This is a genomic window from Kordiimonas sediminis, assembly GCF_014656395.1.
GTDB classification, from domain to species: Bacteria; Pseudomonadota; Alphaproteobacteria; order Sphingomonadales; family Kordiimonadaceae; genus Kordiimonas_A; species Kordiimonas_A sediminis.
Genome location: NZ_BNCI01000002.1, coordinates 190819 through 204724 on the forward strand (window position 1 = coordinate 190819; position 13906 = coordinate 204724).

Consider the following 13906-nt stretch of genomic DNA (forward strand, 5'->3'; position numbering starts at 1 on the left):
GTGAATATTGATGAGCCGCTTTGGACATCGAGCGAACTGGCGACCGCCTGTAATGCAGACAGCGCCCGGCCATGGTTTGCCGATGGCCTGCAAACGGACAGTCGGCTTGTACTGCCCGGTGATTTGTTCGTTGCCTTGAAGGGGGACAATTACGACGGCCATGCTTTCGTAAAAGAAGCTCTGGGTAAAGGGGCAGCAGCTGTATTGGTGTCAGATGTTCCTGAGGGTATCGCGGACGATGAGCCGCGCCTGGTGCGTGTTGGGGATGTATTGCCTGCCCTTGAGAAAATGGCGGCCTATGCAGTTATGCGCGCCCCTGTTTGCACGCTAGCAGTAACGGGAAGTGTCGGGAAAACAAGCATTGTTCATGCTTTGAAAAAGGCGCTGGCTAATAGTGGGGATACCCACACTAGTGTGCGTAGTTATAATAATCATATCGGGCTACCGGTTTCCATGGCTCGTATGCCGCGTGGCGCACGATACGGTATTTTTGAAGTAGGTATCAGTGAACCTGGTGAAATGTCTGACCGTGCACGGGTCATTCAGCCTGATGTTGTTTTAGTCTCCACGCTAGGACCGGCGCATGTTGGGAACTTTGCCTCGATTGATGCGATTATTGAAGAAAAGGCGAGAATTTTTGATGGCATGCGCCCAGGGGGCACAGCCATTATCGCCTCAGATGGTCCGTATGCCGAGCGTATGATCCATGCTGCTGAGGCACGAGGCCTCACTGTCATTAAAGTATCCGCCGAATGCGAAAACAAAGAGGCAGATGTTTACCCCCTTCATGCGTCAGAGCGTTTTGATTGTAGCTGTCTGACTGCCGATGTTGGCGGTACTATCGTGACATACCGAATTGGGGAGCCGGGGAAGGCGTGGTTGCTGAATAGTCTGATGGTTCTTGCCGCCGTGAAAGAAACCGGCGCGGACCTTGGCGGGGCAGCACTTAGTCTTGCGACACTTGTTGCTGAACGGGGTCGTGGTCGTACGCATCATCTGACCTGGGATGATCAGGGCTTCATGCTGATTGATGATAGTTACAATGCCAATCCCGTTAGCATGGAAGCTGCACTTGATCGTATTGGTGCCCTGCCGGTTGGGCACACTGCCCGCCGTGTTGGCGTATTTGCGGATATGGCGGAACTGGGTGATCTGACCGCTGATGCACATGAGGCATTGGCAGGTAAGATGCGTGCTGCCGGCCTGACCAAAGTGTTTGCAATTGGTCAGGGTATGGCAGGTGCAGCCCGCGCTGCAGGGTTAGCCGTTGAAGAGTTTGATGACACGACCGATCTTGCCAGACAGCTTCTTAGCGATGTTCGGCAGGATGATGTGCTGCTTGTCAAAGGTGCAAATAAGGCAGGTCTTGAAGGGGTTGTGCGGACACTTCTGGAAACCGCCACAGTCTCAACAGAGTTTGGCCATAGCGGCATGGCACTGTCCGCAGCAGCTGAGTAGAGAAAAGGAACGATCATGCTGTATTACCTGTTAACACCTTTGGCGGCCGAGGGAGGAATATTTAACCTTTTCAGGTATTTAACATTCCGTACCGGTGGTGCGGTTATGACGGCTATGATCATTTGTTTTGTCATTGGACCCGGTATTATTCGCTGGCTACGGACCAAACAGAAAAAGGGACAGCCAATTCGGGAAGATGGACCTGAAAGCCATATTATTGCCAAGGCAGGCACGCCGACGATGGGCGGCTTCATGATTTTGCTTTCACTCGGGGTGGCTACTTTTCTATGGGCAGATTTAACAAATCCGTATGTTTGGGCTGTGATTGCGGTGACTTTATCCTACGGTACCATTGGTTTTCTGGATGATTATCTTAAAGTCTCAAAAGTTTCACCAAAAGGGGTTCCGGGGAAACTAAAACTCGTTGCGGAACTGCTTGTTGCAGGTGCAGTCGCATACTGGATGACCACCTTAAACGGCACGTCGATTGGCTTGCCGCTGATTAAAAATGGCTCTTACGATCTTGGTCTTTTCTACATTCCATTTGTGATATTCATTATTGCGGGGGCTTCAAATTCGGTCAACTTAACAGACGGACTGGACGGACTGGCGATCGTGCCGGTGATGATCGCCGCCGGTGCATTTGGGTTCATTGCCTATATGGTCGGTAATACTGTCTACAGTGAATATTTGGGTATTTTACATGTAAGCGGAGCTGGGGAGCTGGCTGTTTTGGCAGGCGCACTTCTGGGTGCTGGTTTAGGATTTCTCTGGTTTAACGCACCTCCTGCGATGGTGTTTATGGGCGATACCGGTTCACTTGCACTTGGCGGGATGATCGGGTCAATGGCTGTCGTTACCAAGCATGAGATTGTCCTTGGCATCATTGGCGGGCTTTTTGTGCTTGAAACGGTTTCGGTGATCGTACAGGTCGCATCCTTCAAGCTGACGGGCAAAAGGGTGTTTCGTATGGCGCCACTTCACCACCATTTTGAAGAAAAAGGGTGGGCAGAATCCACAGTTGTCATCCGTTTTTGGATTGTTGCTGTGATTTTGGCCCTGATTGGTTTGGCAACACTAAAATTAAGGTAGTTGGGTGATTGTTGCGGATACATATCGTGATAAAAAGGTCGCTGTCTTTGGGCTTGCCCGGACCGGTATTGCTGCGGTGGAAAGCCTGCGTGCGGCTGGTGCCACCGTTTGGGCGTGGGATGATGCACAAGACCGTGTTGCCAGCGTAGGCACCTGTGCCGTTGATTTGTATCAGGCAGACTTTAAGGGACTTGATGCGCTTTTGCTTGCGCCCGGTGTGCCGTTGACGCATCCCAACCCTCATGCGCTTGTTATCAAGGCAAAAGAAGCGGGCGTTCCCTGCATCGCGGATTTCGATATTTTTGAGGCAGCACGTCCCGACTTGCCTGCACATCAGTGTATTGCCATTACAGGAACTAATGGCAAGTCAACTACAACGGCACTGATTACGCATATTCTTCAAACTGCTGGTGTACCTTCTGTTATGGCCGGAAATATCGGTACGGGCGTCTTGTCGGTTGAACCGCTGGCTGCGGGTGGAGTGTATGTTTTTGAGATGTCTTCCTATCAACTTGATCTGATACAAGGCTTTTCTGCAGATGTGGGTGTATTGCTGAATATTTCGCCAGACCACCTGGACCGTCACGGCGACATGGAAGGGTACGTCAAGGCCAAGGCCCGATTATTTGGTCTGCAACAGTCCATGCACGGACGTGCTGTTATCGGTGTTGACGATGCCTACGGCAAAACATTGTCCGAAACCATTTCTGTGCCGGTAATACGGATTTCCGCGGATCATACACTTGAAGACGGCGTGTATGTTGATGGCGGTGTTTTGTTTGATGCCTCTGAGGGGGATGGCGTACCCATCGGTGATCTGGTAAATGCACCAGCCCTGCAAGGGGTGCATAACGCGCAGAATGCGGCTGCGGCCTATGCAGCCTGCAAACTGGTGGGGCTTCACTCTGATGCAATATACCAGGGACTGTGTAGTTTCCCCGGGCTTGTGCATAGACAGGAATTAATCGCCGTCAAAGACGGTGTTTCTTATGTGAACGATTCTAAGGCAACCAATGTGGATGCAGCTGCACGGGCGCTTGCGACGTATAAGAATATTCACTGGATTGCAGGTGGTCGCGCCAAGGAGAAAAGCTTGCAGGGTCTGATGTCCTATATCGGCAATGTTAAAACGGCGTACCTGATTGGTGAAGCACAGATGCAGTTTGCACAGGAACTGGTAGGCAAAGTGAATGTTGTCAGTGCTGGCACACTTGAAGGTGCGCTGACGTCAGCGCGACAAGCGGCGGTTGAAGGGGACTGTGTTCTTCTGTCACCAGCCTGTGCTGCATTTGACCAGTTTGATAATTTTGAAGTACGCGGCGACAGATTTCGTTCGCTCGTGCACGAATGCTTAGGGGGACAGTTATGACAGCATTTGGCTTTGGGCGTACGGACAATTCGCTTCTGACACGTTGGTGGTGGACAGTAGATCGCTGGATGCTCAGCTTTGTGTTTATTCTGATTGTGGCCGGGATGTGGTTGACTATGACTGCAAGTCCCGCTGTGGCTGACCGCCTTGATCTGGACCTTATGCATTTCGCAAAGCGTCAAGCCATGTTCCTGACACTTGGGATGATGGTGATTGTATCTATCTCTGTTATGCCCGTGTTGCTGGTTAGGCGTTTGGCGGTGATTGGATTTGTCGGGTCTTTGGTGCTGATGGTGGCCACGCTTACTATTGGTCCTGAAATTAAGGGCGCTACGCGCTGGTTGCAGATTGGCACATTTACGCTGCAACCATCAGAGTTCCTGAAGCCCTTCTTTTTTGTGACGGTGGCGTGGCTATTGTCTGTAGAATTTTCAGACAAATCCTTCCCGGGTAAAAAGGTGGCATTTGGGCTTTTTGCTTTGTGTGCTTTTATGCTGGTGCGGCAGCCTGACTTTGGTCAAACGGTCCTGATCAGCGCGGTCTGGATGGCGCAAATGGCGCTGGCTGGCTTGCCGATGATGTGGTTAATCTTCGCAGGTACCGTCGGGTTGTTTGGTGTTGGCCTTGGCTATGCGTTTCTGCCGCACGTAACGAACCGTATTGACCGGTTTATCAATCCTGAATCCGGCGATACCTACCAAACAGACAAAGCGCTGCAGGCTATGGAAAATGGTGGCCTGCTGGGGCAGGGGCCGGGTAGCGGTACTGTTAAGCTGAATTTGCCTGATGCTCACACCGATTATATCTACGCGGTTATTGGCGAAGAGTTTGGCGCCATTGCCTGTGTTATGTTGCTGATACTGTTTGCGGGTATTGTCGTGCGTGGTTTGGCGCACCTTTTGAAAGAAGAAGATCCATTTAAAATGCTGGCGGCATCGGCGCTGATTATGCAGTTTGGTTTGCAGACGCTGATCAATGTCGGGGTTAATCTTGCTCTTCTCCCCTCCAAGGGGATGACCTTGCCGTTTGTATCTTATGGCGGATCATCCATGTTGGCGCTTGCGATAAATGTGGGCATGATACTGGCACTTACCCGCAGAAACAGGTTTATCAATCCGGGGAAAGACCCGCTTGGCTGGAAGGCTGCTGAATGACCGAGACGTTTCACATCGTTGTCGCAGCCGGCGGAACCGGAGGGCATATGGTCCCGGCCGGTGCACTGGCTGATGCCTTGCTGGCGCGGGGGCACCGTGTCAGTCTGGTGACCGATGAACGGGGTAATCGTTTTACTGATACGTTTGCTGATATGCCGAAACATGTGCTCCATACACAAAGCCATATGGCGGGTGGATTGATGGGGAAGATCAAATCGCTCTGGAGTATTTGGAAAAGCACCAGAGAGGTGAAAGGGCTATTTTGGACATGGCAGCCTGACTGTGTTGTCGGATTTGGCGGGTATCCGTCCATGCCGGGTATTTTGGCTGCCAGTGCCCATAAAATTCCAGTGGTGCTGCATGAGCAAAATGCAGTACTGGGGCGTGTGAACCGCTGGATGGCGCGGGAAGCACTAGTGGTTGCGCTCAGTTATGACCCAACAGCACGGGTTCCCGCGGGCGTTAAAACCCTTTTCACTGGTAATCCTGTTCGGTCAGAAATTCTAAGTATGAAAGACACGCCCTATAGTTACGCAAAAGGAGGTGTCTTAAATCTTCTTATACTTGGCGGGTCTCAGGGGGCGCGGATTTTGTCTGATATCGTGCCGGATGCGGTGGCGGTATATGCCGCTGGCGCTAAGGCAGTTTCGATTGTGCATCAGGCACGCGCAGAAGACGTTGACCGTGTTCAGGAAGTCTATGAAAAGGCGGGCATAGATGCAGTTGTACAGCCCTTTTTTACCGACATCCCTGACAAATTAATGTCGGCGGACCTTGTGATTGCACGGTCGGGCGCGTCAACCCTGTCAGAACTAACCGTTCTGGGAAGGCCGTCAATATTAGTGCCGCTTGCAATTGCCGCAGATGATCACCAGTCGGCGAACGCACGTCAGCTAAAGGAGGTTGGGGCTGCGTGGGTGTTACCCGAGGCACAGTTTACTGTCGATGTGCTTGCAGGTCTTTTAGAAGACGTGACAGGCGATGAAATGTACCTGAAAAACGCAGCACGGGCAGCGCATAGCTGCGCGCGCCCAAAGGCCGCAGAAAAACTGGCTGATTGTGTTTTAAAGCAGATAAGGAAGAAAGCAGCGTGAAGAATATTCCCTTTGATATCGGTATTGTGCATTTCATAGGTATTGGCGGCATTGGTATGTCTGGCATTGCCGAGGTTATGCATAATCTGGGGTATAAGGTGCAAGGATCGGACCTTGCAAAAAGCGCAAATGTTGAACGCCTGATGGGGCTGGGTATTCCTGTAATGGTAGGCCAGGGCCCAGAGAATATTGGTGACAGCAAAGTGATCGTTGTCTCGTCTGCGATCAAAGCTGATAACCCGGAACTGATTGAAGCACGCAGACTTGGGCTGCCTGTTGTTCGCCGGGCGGAGATGCTGGCTGAGTTGATGCGCCTTAAATGGTGTGTTTCTGTTGCCGGCACACACGGCAAAACAACGACAACATCTATGGTGGCAACGGTCCTTGAACATGCTGGTATTGACCCGACTGTGATCAATGGCGGCATTATCAACAGTTACGGCACAAATGCGCGTTTGGGTGAAGGTAACTGGATGGTCGTAGAAGCAGATGAAAGTGACGGAACTTTTGTCAAGCTGCCTGCCACCATTGCCATTGTTACCAATATGGACCCGGAACATCTGGATTTTTACGGCACCTTTGAGAATGAGAAAGCAGCCTTCAAACAGTTTCTGGAGCGTGTTCCGTTTTATGGTGCCGCGATCATGTGTATCGACCATCCCGAGGTGCAAGCCCTGATTCCGGAAGTGAAAGACCGTAAGGTGGTTTCGTACGGACTGTCAGCGCAGGCAGATATTCAGGCGACTAATGTGCGCTCTGGTGGGGGGTCAGTAACGTTTGATGTGCGCCTGCTGGACCGCCAGTCAGGTGACCGTCGGACAATCTCGGACATACAGTTGCCAATGCCAGGAAACCACAATATCCAAAACGCCCTCGCAGCGATTGCAGCCGGTTTGGAAATGGGGGCATCCGACGATGTGTTGCGCGCTGCATTTTCTGCCTTTGGCGGGGTTAAGCGTCGTTTCACCAAGACGGGTGTCGTAAATGGCGTGACCTTTATTGATGATTACGGTCACCATCCAGTTGAGATTGAATCGGTCCTGAAAGCGGCACGCTCTTCGTTTGAAGGCAGGGTAATCGCGGTTGTGCAGCCACATCGTTATAGCCGGCTACAAAGCTTGTTTGAAGAATTTTGCACCTGCTTCAATGACGCTGATACCGTTCTTGTTTCTCCGGTATTTGCAGCGGGAGAAGAGCCGCTAGAGGGTTTCAATAGTGATACACTTGCGGAAGGGCTTCGCGATCATGGGCACCGTGATGCTGTTGCCTTTGCATCGGAAGAAGATATCCCACAATTGATTGCTTCCCGCATGCAGGCGGGGGATGTGGTTGTATTTCTTGGGGCTGGGTCTATCACTAAATGGGCTGTGGCTGCCCCAGAGCAGGTAAATGCGCACGTGGAAACAGGGGGCTGAAATGACGACGGTAGGATCAGGCACAGCTATTAAAATTGATTTGCCGGAGGTGCATGGGCGACTTGCATTTGATGCAAATCTGTCTCGCTTAAGCTGGTTTCGGACGGGCGGCACAGCCGATGTATTGTTTGAACCAGCAGATGAAGCTGATTTGATACGGTTCCTTAGAAAGTTGCCGTCTGGAACGCCCATAACCGTGATCGGGGTGGGGTCCAACCTGCTTGTTCGGGATGGTGGTATACGCGGTGTTGTTATTCGGCTTGGCAGAACTTTTTCTGATATTCGCATTCGGGGCACTGTGGTCAAAGCAGGTGCAGGCGCGATGGATGTGCATGTCGCACGTAAGGCTGCAACGGCCGGTGTGGCTGGACTGGAATTTATGGTTGGTGTGCCAGGCAGTATCGGCGGCGCACTGAGAATGAATGCTGGTGCGTATGGTTCAGACATTGCGGATGTTCTGATGCATGCGCGGGCGGTTGATTTCTTTGGTCATGTTCATGAACTAGATAAAGACGATTTCGGTTTTAGTTACCGAAAGTCAACCTTGCCGGCGGATTTGATTTTCCTTGATGCATCTTTTTCTGGCCGTATGGGCGACCCAGAAGAAATTCAGGCCAGAATGGATGCAATCATGTCTGAACGGGCAGAAAGTCAACCTATTGGAACGCGTACCGGCGGTAGCACGTTCAAAAACCCTGATGGCAGGAAAGCCTGGGAATTGATTGATGCAGCCGGGTGTCGGGGGCTTCGTGTTGGAGATGCCGAGATGTCGGAGAAGCATTGCAATTTCCTGATCAATCACGGCGCTGCCAGTGCGAAAGATATTGAAACGCTGGGTGAGATGGTGCGCGACAAAGTCAAGGCAACGTCTGGGATTGAGCTTGAATGGGAAATTCGGATTGTTGGCGATACTGATGAACCATTAAATCAGGAAGGAACGGCACAGTGATAGATTTGGATAATAGTCGGTCCCGTATGGTCTTATTCGCCGGTGGTCTGTTGGCCTGTGCCAGTGCGGCGGTATTTATCGCACAGTCCCAGCTTGACCCTTGGCAGTCAGTTGTCGAAGGGTCGCGGGACGCCGGATTCGTTTTGACTGATTTGAAAATTGATGGCGCAAATCATACCAGTCGCTCAGAAATTTTGGCTGCACTGGATATTGATGACGGCGTGCCTTTGTTGTCGATTGATTTGATACGTATTAAGGAACAGCTGGAAAAACTGAACTGGATCAAGTCAGTAGAATTGAAGCGTAATTTGCCAAGTGGACTTCACATCACCATCACGGAAAGAGTTCCGTATGCGCTGTGGCAGAATAACGGAAAAGTCCAGTTGATAGACCCTGATGGTGTTGCTATTACCAGTCGCGGCCTTGGGGACTTCACAGATTTGATGATACTCGTAGGGCCGAATGCGCATCTGCATGCAACCAGCCTTCAGGCACTATTGGATACCCAGCCAGACCTGTCACAGCGTGTTAAATCGGCTGTCAGGGTCGGAGAACGTCGGTGGGACGTTGTGTTTGAAAATGGTGTGCGTGTGAAGTTACCGGAAGACAAAAACGGCTACCGCGCTGATGATGCCTGGTCTTTGTTCGCAAGTTTGGAGCAGGAGCATTCGCTTCTGTCCCGAGAAGTGAGCATTATTGATATGCGGGTCAAGGACCGGGTGTATCTGCGTTTGCCGCCAGGAGTTAGTCGGACGGAACGCAGTTTTGAGACGAAGACATAAGCTTTAAGCCCGTAAGGGCAGAGTATTGACAGGGTTGAAATGAGTACAGCAAACCAGGGCGTAATAGCAGCACTTGATGTAGGTGGCAGTAAAGTCGCCTGTGTGATCGCGGATTTGGGGCCGTCGGGCGACCTGAATATTCGCGGTGTAGGCAATCGTGCATGCCGCGGTGTCTCGGGTGGTGTTGTGACGGATATGCTGGAGACTGAAAAGGCTATTCGTGCCTCGGTGGAGCAGGCAGAGAAAATGGCCGGGGAGACGATATCAACGGTTATTTTGGGCTTTGCAGGCGGGGAACAGCAAAGCACGATCATAGAAGTTGAAGTGGATGTGGATGGGCACTCTGTGGCCCAGTCTGATATTGACCGCGCCATCGCCAAAGTGGAAGAGCAGATGGATACGGGCGACAGAGAGGTGCTGCATTCCTTCACTGCTGCTTATTCGATTGACGGGGCTTACAGCAGTATCGCACCTCTGGGTATGTATGGTAAAAAACTGGGTCTGGCCCAGCATGTGATAACCATTAACAGCAGCCCAAGGATGAACCTTGAAGCGTGTGTTCGCAGGGCGCACCTCGATGTCAGTCATGTTGTTAGTCTGCCGTATGCGTCTGCGCTGTCCAGCCTTGTGGAAGATGAGGCAAAGATGGGCGCTGCCTGTATTGATATTGGTGCCGGGACAACGAATATTGCTATTATGGCCCAAGGGGCGTTAGTGCATGCAGATGTGATCCCCATCGGCGGTAGTCAGGTAACAGATCAGATTGCCCGCGAGCTGTTAACGCCGTTTGAGCAGGCAGAACGCTTAAAAACATTCAGTGGTGCGGCTATCCGTGTGGCAGCTGATGACCGATCAGATATCGAAGTGCCGCAGGTAGGCGAAATCAGTGGTGAGGAAAGCCTGGTCAGGAAACCCCGTAGTGCCCTGACCGGTGTTATCCAAAATGAATTAGAGATATTGTTTGCGACCATTGCAAAGCATCTGGATGCTTCTGGCTTCTCCGGTGTTAGCGGTAAGCGTGTTGTCTTGACCGGTGGTGTCGCACAAACAGAAGGTATTCGTGACCTGGCGGCAGAGGTGCTTGGCCGACAGGTGCGACTGGGGCGTCCACAGATATTAGTGGGGTTGCCGCAGGCGGGGCATTCGCCTGCGTTCGCCGGTGCTATAGGATTATTGCTGTACGGCGCCAAAACACCATCAGACAGCGCACGAGAGAAGAAAAGTCCGGGCAGGGACTCTGGATCCGACTCATCGAATCCGATTCTGCGTGTAATTGGCTGGCTAAAAGACAATTTTTAACCGAATCGTTCGATTCGCTCTTGGCAGCGACTCGTAGACAGGTTAGAGTGAAAAGAACGGAGGAAACGGGCATGTCTATTGATTTCGAAAATACTGAACTAACGGAGCTTACTCCCAAGATCGCTGTTGTAGGTGTAGGCGGTGCCGGGTGTAATGCGGTGAACAACATGATCTCTGCACAGTTGCAGGGCGTGGATTTTGTTGTAGCAAACACAGATGCGCAGGCGCTGGCAAACAGCCTTGCGGATAATCGTCTGCAACTTGGTGTTCAAATCACACAGGGTCTTGGCGCTGGCGCGCAGCCAAAAGTGGGGCAGGCAGCTGCTGAAGAAGCGCTGGAAGTGATCGATGAATCGCTTGAAGGTGCACACATGGCGTTTGTCACCGCTGGGATGGGTGGTGGAACGGGTACAGGTGCTGCGCCGGTTATTGCGCGACGTGCTCGTGAAAAAGGTATTCTGACAGTTGGTGTTGTTACGCGTCCGTTCCAGTTTGAGGGCGCACGCCGGATGAAGATCGCAGAAGCTGGCATTCAGGAACTGGCTGCCAACGTTGACACGCTGATCATTATTCCGAACCAGAACCTGTTCCTCGTCGCAAATGAGAAAACCACTTTTGCCGATGCCTTTAATATGGCGGATGAGGTTCTGCATTCAGGCGTACGGGGTATTACTGACCTGATGGTGATGCCAGGTTTGATTAACCTTGATTTTGCTGATGTGCGGACTGTTATGTCTGAAATGGGCAAGGCAATGATGGGTACTGGTGAAGCATCAGGGGAAACGCGCGCGCAGGATGCGGCCGCTGCAGCAATCTCAAATCCGCTGTTGGAAGAAGCTAGCCTGAAGGGCGCGAAAGGCGTCATCATCAACGTAACGGGCGGCATGGACATGACCCTGTTTGAGGTTGATGAAGCCGTTAACATGGTGCGCGAACTTGCTGACCCGGAAGCTCTGATTGTATTTGGTTCGGCCTTCAATAACGACCTTGAAGGCAAGTTGCGGGTATCCGTTGTCGCAACGGGTATTGAGGGCGGTGCGGATGCACGCCCAATTCCAGAGCGCAGAACGCAGATTGAAATCCAGCCTGCAACTATCCGTACGGAAGCGCCTGTCGAAAAGCCAGTGGCAGACACGTCTACGCAGGAAGCTGCTGTTGCTGAGGCACCTGTCGTTGAAGCTGAGCAATCAGTTCAGCACGTTAATGCTGAGCCAGAGGCTGCGCCTGCACCCGTTGCAGAAGAGCCTGCTAAGCAGGAACAAGCTGTAGCACAACAGGAAATCTCAGAAGGGGAAGCGGAAGCTGCATTTCAGGATGCTTTGATTTCCGGGGACCTTCTTGATCTGCCGTATGGTGATACGGTTGAAGATCAAGAATCTGTTTCGAAACCGGAACAAAGTCTGGAGGATCTGGCACTTCAAACACAGGGGCAGGCAGCGTTTGTTGCAGATGCACCAGTGATGCCAAAGTCTGCAATGATGCCAGAATTGGCTGATACACCGCGGGTTGACCCGAAGCCAGAGCCACAAGCAGAGACACGGGCACAGCAGGCTGCCGAGAGCGAAGGCCGGCAGGAGCGTGAGCTATTGGCACGCAAGCCGCAGCAGATCAAGCGGAGCCTGTTCCAGCTTATGACAGGTGGCGCACGTCCGTCCGTCGAAAAAGTTGAAGCAGAAGCAGAAGTGCGTGATGCGGCATCTAATGATGCGAAGGCAGGTACAGTGGAGCTTGGCGGTGTGTCTGCAAGTGAGCGGCCAGTTCAAAGCCAGGATAAAGATCAGTTGGAAATTCCAAGCTTCCTGCGTCGTCAGCAAAATTAATCGAATAAACAGTTCACTTTCGGCTGAGAAAAAAGTGCAGAGTATTCAATTGGGTCGCCTAGGGCGGCCCTTTTCTTTAGGGTAGTTGTTTGGAATAGTAGACAACTGCATTGGTGCAGTCCGTAAGAGTGGAGTTACTATATTAGGTTATGACCAGCGATCTTTGGCTTGATCATCAGTGTCTTTGGCGTCAACCCATGTGCTGTCAGTCTTGGTGGTTTCTTTTTTCCAAAACGGAGCAGAGGTCTTCAGGTAATCCATAATATACTCTGCCGCTTTGAACGCATCCCCACGGTGCGGGGCAGTTGTAATAACAAGCACAATGTTTTCACCAGGCTTCAGCGTGCCATACCGGTGGATTATGGTACATCCAAGCAGGTTCCAGCGAGTGATTGCGTCCTGGCCAATACGTTCCAGTTCGCGTTTTGTCATGCCGGGATAATGTTCCAGGGTCAGGCTGGTCAGCGTGCCTGTCATATCCCGTACGGTACCTGTGAATGTTACAATGGCGCCGATGTCAGTACGTTTTTTTTGCAGGGCGGCTATTTCCTGCCCTTGGTTAAAATCATCTATCTCAACGCGCACCGTCAGCATGCTCATCCTCCCGTTACGGGCGGGAAGAAGGCAATTTCATCCTGATCGGTAACGGGACTATCAAGCGTCGCATGTTCTTCATTTATGGCAGCACGGATAAGCATATGTACTTCAAAGGCAGCCGCATAGCCTTCGCCGCGAGTGGAAAGGTAGGTAATCAGGTCCTGTATGGTGTGAACAGTCTCTGGTTTGGTAAGTGTTTCTTCACCGGTTCCAATGCGTTCGCGCATCCATGCAAAGTATAGAATCTTCACCTAGGGAACCCTTTCGCCTAATCTAGAGCATATGTTTCAAGCCGGATCTGAGATAATCATACCCGGTGTATATTGTCAGTACCGCCGCAATCCAAAGGCAAATCAGACCAACCTCAAGCGCCGGAAGTCCAAATTCCGGTGCACCCTTGGTCCAGCAGAGAGCACCAAGCGCAACCATCTGGACCGTTGTTTTCCATTTTGCTGCCCAGGTAACTGGAACACTGACATTTGTCCCAGCGAGAAATTCACGTAGGCCAGAGACGAGTAATTCACGGCACATGATTATCACAGCGGCAATAACGTGGTAGCCGCTAACCCAGCCGATAGAAACGACCATGATGATAACCGCAGCTACCATCAGTTTGTCTGCAATCGGATCAAGAAAGACGCCAATTTTTGACGTACTGCCCGTTTTACGTGCCAGATAGCCATCGAAGAAATCTGTAAATCCGGCCATTGCGAAAATCACGAACGCTACATGGCTCCCAAGAGGTTGATCCATGTAGAAAGACAGGATCAAAACCGGGATCACAAAGATACGTGACATTGTTAGAATGTTTGGCAGAGTCCACATAGGTATTTCCATCGGTGTGCTGAAGCCGTGACCTTAACTGATTACAAGGGCA

13 protein-coding genes are annotated in these 13906 nt (G+C 51.6%); 10 read left to right on the top strand and 3 right to left on the bottom strand.

All coding sequences use genetic code 11. The features are described from left to right. From IE181_RS08450 to ftsZ, 10 genes are all read left to right on the top strand, one after another. Entirely contained in the window at positions 1-1458 is a 1458-nt protein-coding gene (locus IE181_RS08450) for a UDP-N-acetylmuramoyl-tripeptide--D-alanyl-D-alanine ligase (protein WP_191251943.1), read from the top strand. Positions 1459-1473: 15 nt separating this feature from the next. Next, complete coding sequence (gene mraY, locus IE181_RS08455; RefSeq protein WP_191251945.1) at positions 1474-2550, top strand: phospho-N-acetylmuramoyl-pentapeptide-transferase; 1077 nt, start codon at positions 1474-1476, stop codon at positions 2548-2550. A gap of 4 nt (positions 2551-2554) precedes the next feature. Then, positions 2555-3919 carry a UDP-N-acetylmuramoyl-L-alanine--D-glutamate ligase gene (gene murD / locus IE181_RS08460; RefSeq protein WP_191251947.1) on the top strand — a complete coding sequence of 455 codons (1365 nt, stop codon included), beginning with the start codon at positions 2555-2557 and terminating at the stop codon, positions 3917-3919. Next, on the top strand, positions 3916-5073 hold the full coding sequence (gene ftsW / locus IE181_RS08465) for a putative lipid II flippase FtsW (RefSeq protein ID WP_191251949.1): 1158 nt from the start codon (positions 3916-3918) through the stop codon (positions 5071-5073). The genes murD and ftsW overlap by 4 nt, the downstream gene beginning before the upstream one ends. Continuing rightward, on the top strand, positions 5070-6167 hold the full coding sequence (gene murG, locus IE181_RS08470) for an undecaprenyldiphospho-muramoylpentapeptide beta-N-acetylglucosaminyltransferase (RefSeq protein WP_191251951.1): 1098 nt from the start codon (positions 5070-5072) through the stop codon (positions 6165-6167). Before ftsW ends, murG begins: the two co-directional genes overlap by 4 nt. Then, positions 6164-7582: a UDP-N-acetylmuramate--L-alanine ligase gene (gene murC, locus IE181_RS08475; RefSeq protein WP_191251954.1), complete on the top strand. Its 1419-nt coding sequence runs from the start codon at positions 6164-6166 to the stop codon at positions 7580-7582. Before murG ends, murC begins: the two co-directional genes overlap by 4 nt. 1 nt (position 7583) lies before the next feature. Beyond that, entirely contained in the window at positions 7584-8531 is a 948-nt protein-coding gene (murB, locus tag IE181_RS08480; RefSeq protein ID WP_191251956.1) for a UDP-N-acetylmuramate dehydrogenase, read from the top strand. Beyond that, complete coding sequence (locus tag IE181_RS08485; RefSeq protein ID WP_191251958.1) at positions 8528-9313, top strand: cell division protein FtsQ/DivIB; 786 nt, start codon at positions 8528-8530, stop codon at positions 9311-9313. Before murB ends, IE181_RS08485 begins: the two co-directional genes overlap by 4 nt. A gap of 39 nt (positions 9314-9352) precedes the next feature. Further along, the gene (gene ftsA / locus IE181_RS08490) at positions 9353-10612 is read left to right on the top strand and encodes a cell division protein FtsA (protein WP_191251960.1); all 1260 of its coding nucleotides are present in this window, start codon (positions 9353-9355) and stop codon (positions 10610-10612) included. Positions 10613-10683: 71 nt separating this feature from the next. After that, on the top strand, positions 10684-12432 hold the full coding sequence (ftsZ, locus tag IE181_RS08495; protein ID WP_191251962.1) for a cell division protein FtsZ: 1749 nt from the start codon (positions 10684-10686) through the stop codon (positions 12430-12432). A 147-nt stretch (positions 12433-12579) separates the two neighbouring features. Here ftsZ and IE181_RS08500 read toward each other — a convergent pair whose 3' ends face one another. Genes IE181_RS08500 through pgsA form a run of 3 tightly spaced genes read right to left on the bottom strand, consistent with a single transcriptional unit; the run spans position 12580 to position 13854 of the window. Then, the gene (locus IE181_RS08500) at positions 12580-13026 is read right to left on the bottom strand and encodes a molybdenum cofactor biosynthesis protein MoaE (protein WP_191251964.1); all 447 of its coding nucleotides are present in this window, start codon (positions 13024-13026) and stop codon (positions 12580-12582) included. Positions 13027-13028: 2 nt separating this feature from the next. Continuing rightward, entirely contained in the window at positions 13029-13280 is a 252-nt protein-coding gene (gene moaD, locus IE181_RS08505; RefSeq protein ID WP_191251966.1) for a molybdopterin converting factor subunit 1, read from the bottom strand. A 22-nt stretch (positions 13281-13302) separates the two neighbouring features. Beyond that, a complete protein-coding gene (gene pgsA / locus IE181_RS08510; protein ID WP_191251968.1) occupies positions 13303-13854 on the bottom strand; it encodes a CDP-diacylglycerol--glycerol-3-phosphate 3-phosphatidyltransferase in 552 nt (183 codons plus the stop codon). Between the last annotated feature and the right edge of the window lie 52 nt (positions 13855-13906).

Bases quoted from the DNA above. Each gene is read 5' to 3' on its own strand.
- mraY (WP_191251945.1), top strand. From the start codon at position 1,474: ATGCTGTATTACCTGTTAACACCTTTGGCGGCCGAGGGAGGAATATTT.
- ftsW (WP_191251949.1), top strand. From the start codon at position 3,916: ATGACAGCATTTGGCTTTGGGCGTACGGACAATTCGCTTCTGACACGT.
- murG (WP_191251951.1), top strand. From the start codon at position 5,070: ATGACCGAGACGTTTCACATCGTTGTCGCAGCCGGCGGAACCGGAGGG.
- murB (WP_191251956.1), top strand. From the start codon at position 7,584: ATGACGACGGTAGGATCAGGCACAGCTATTAAAATTGATTTGCCGGAG.
- ftsA (WP_191251960.1), top strand. From the start codon at position 9,353: ATGAGTACAGCAAACCAGGGCGTAATAGCAGCACTTGATGTAGGTGGC.
- ftsZ (WP_191251962.1), top strand. From the start codon at position 10,684: ATGTCTATTGATTTCGAAAATACTGAACTAACGGAGCTTACTCCCAAG.
- IE181_RS08500 (WP_191251964.1), bottom strand. From the start codon at position 13,026: ATGCTGACGGTGCGCGTTGAGATAGATGATTTTAACCAAGGGCAGGAA.
- pgsA (WP_191251968.1), bottom strand. From the start codon at position 13,854: ATGTGGACTCTGCCAAACATTCTAACAATGTCACGTATCTTTGTGATC.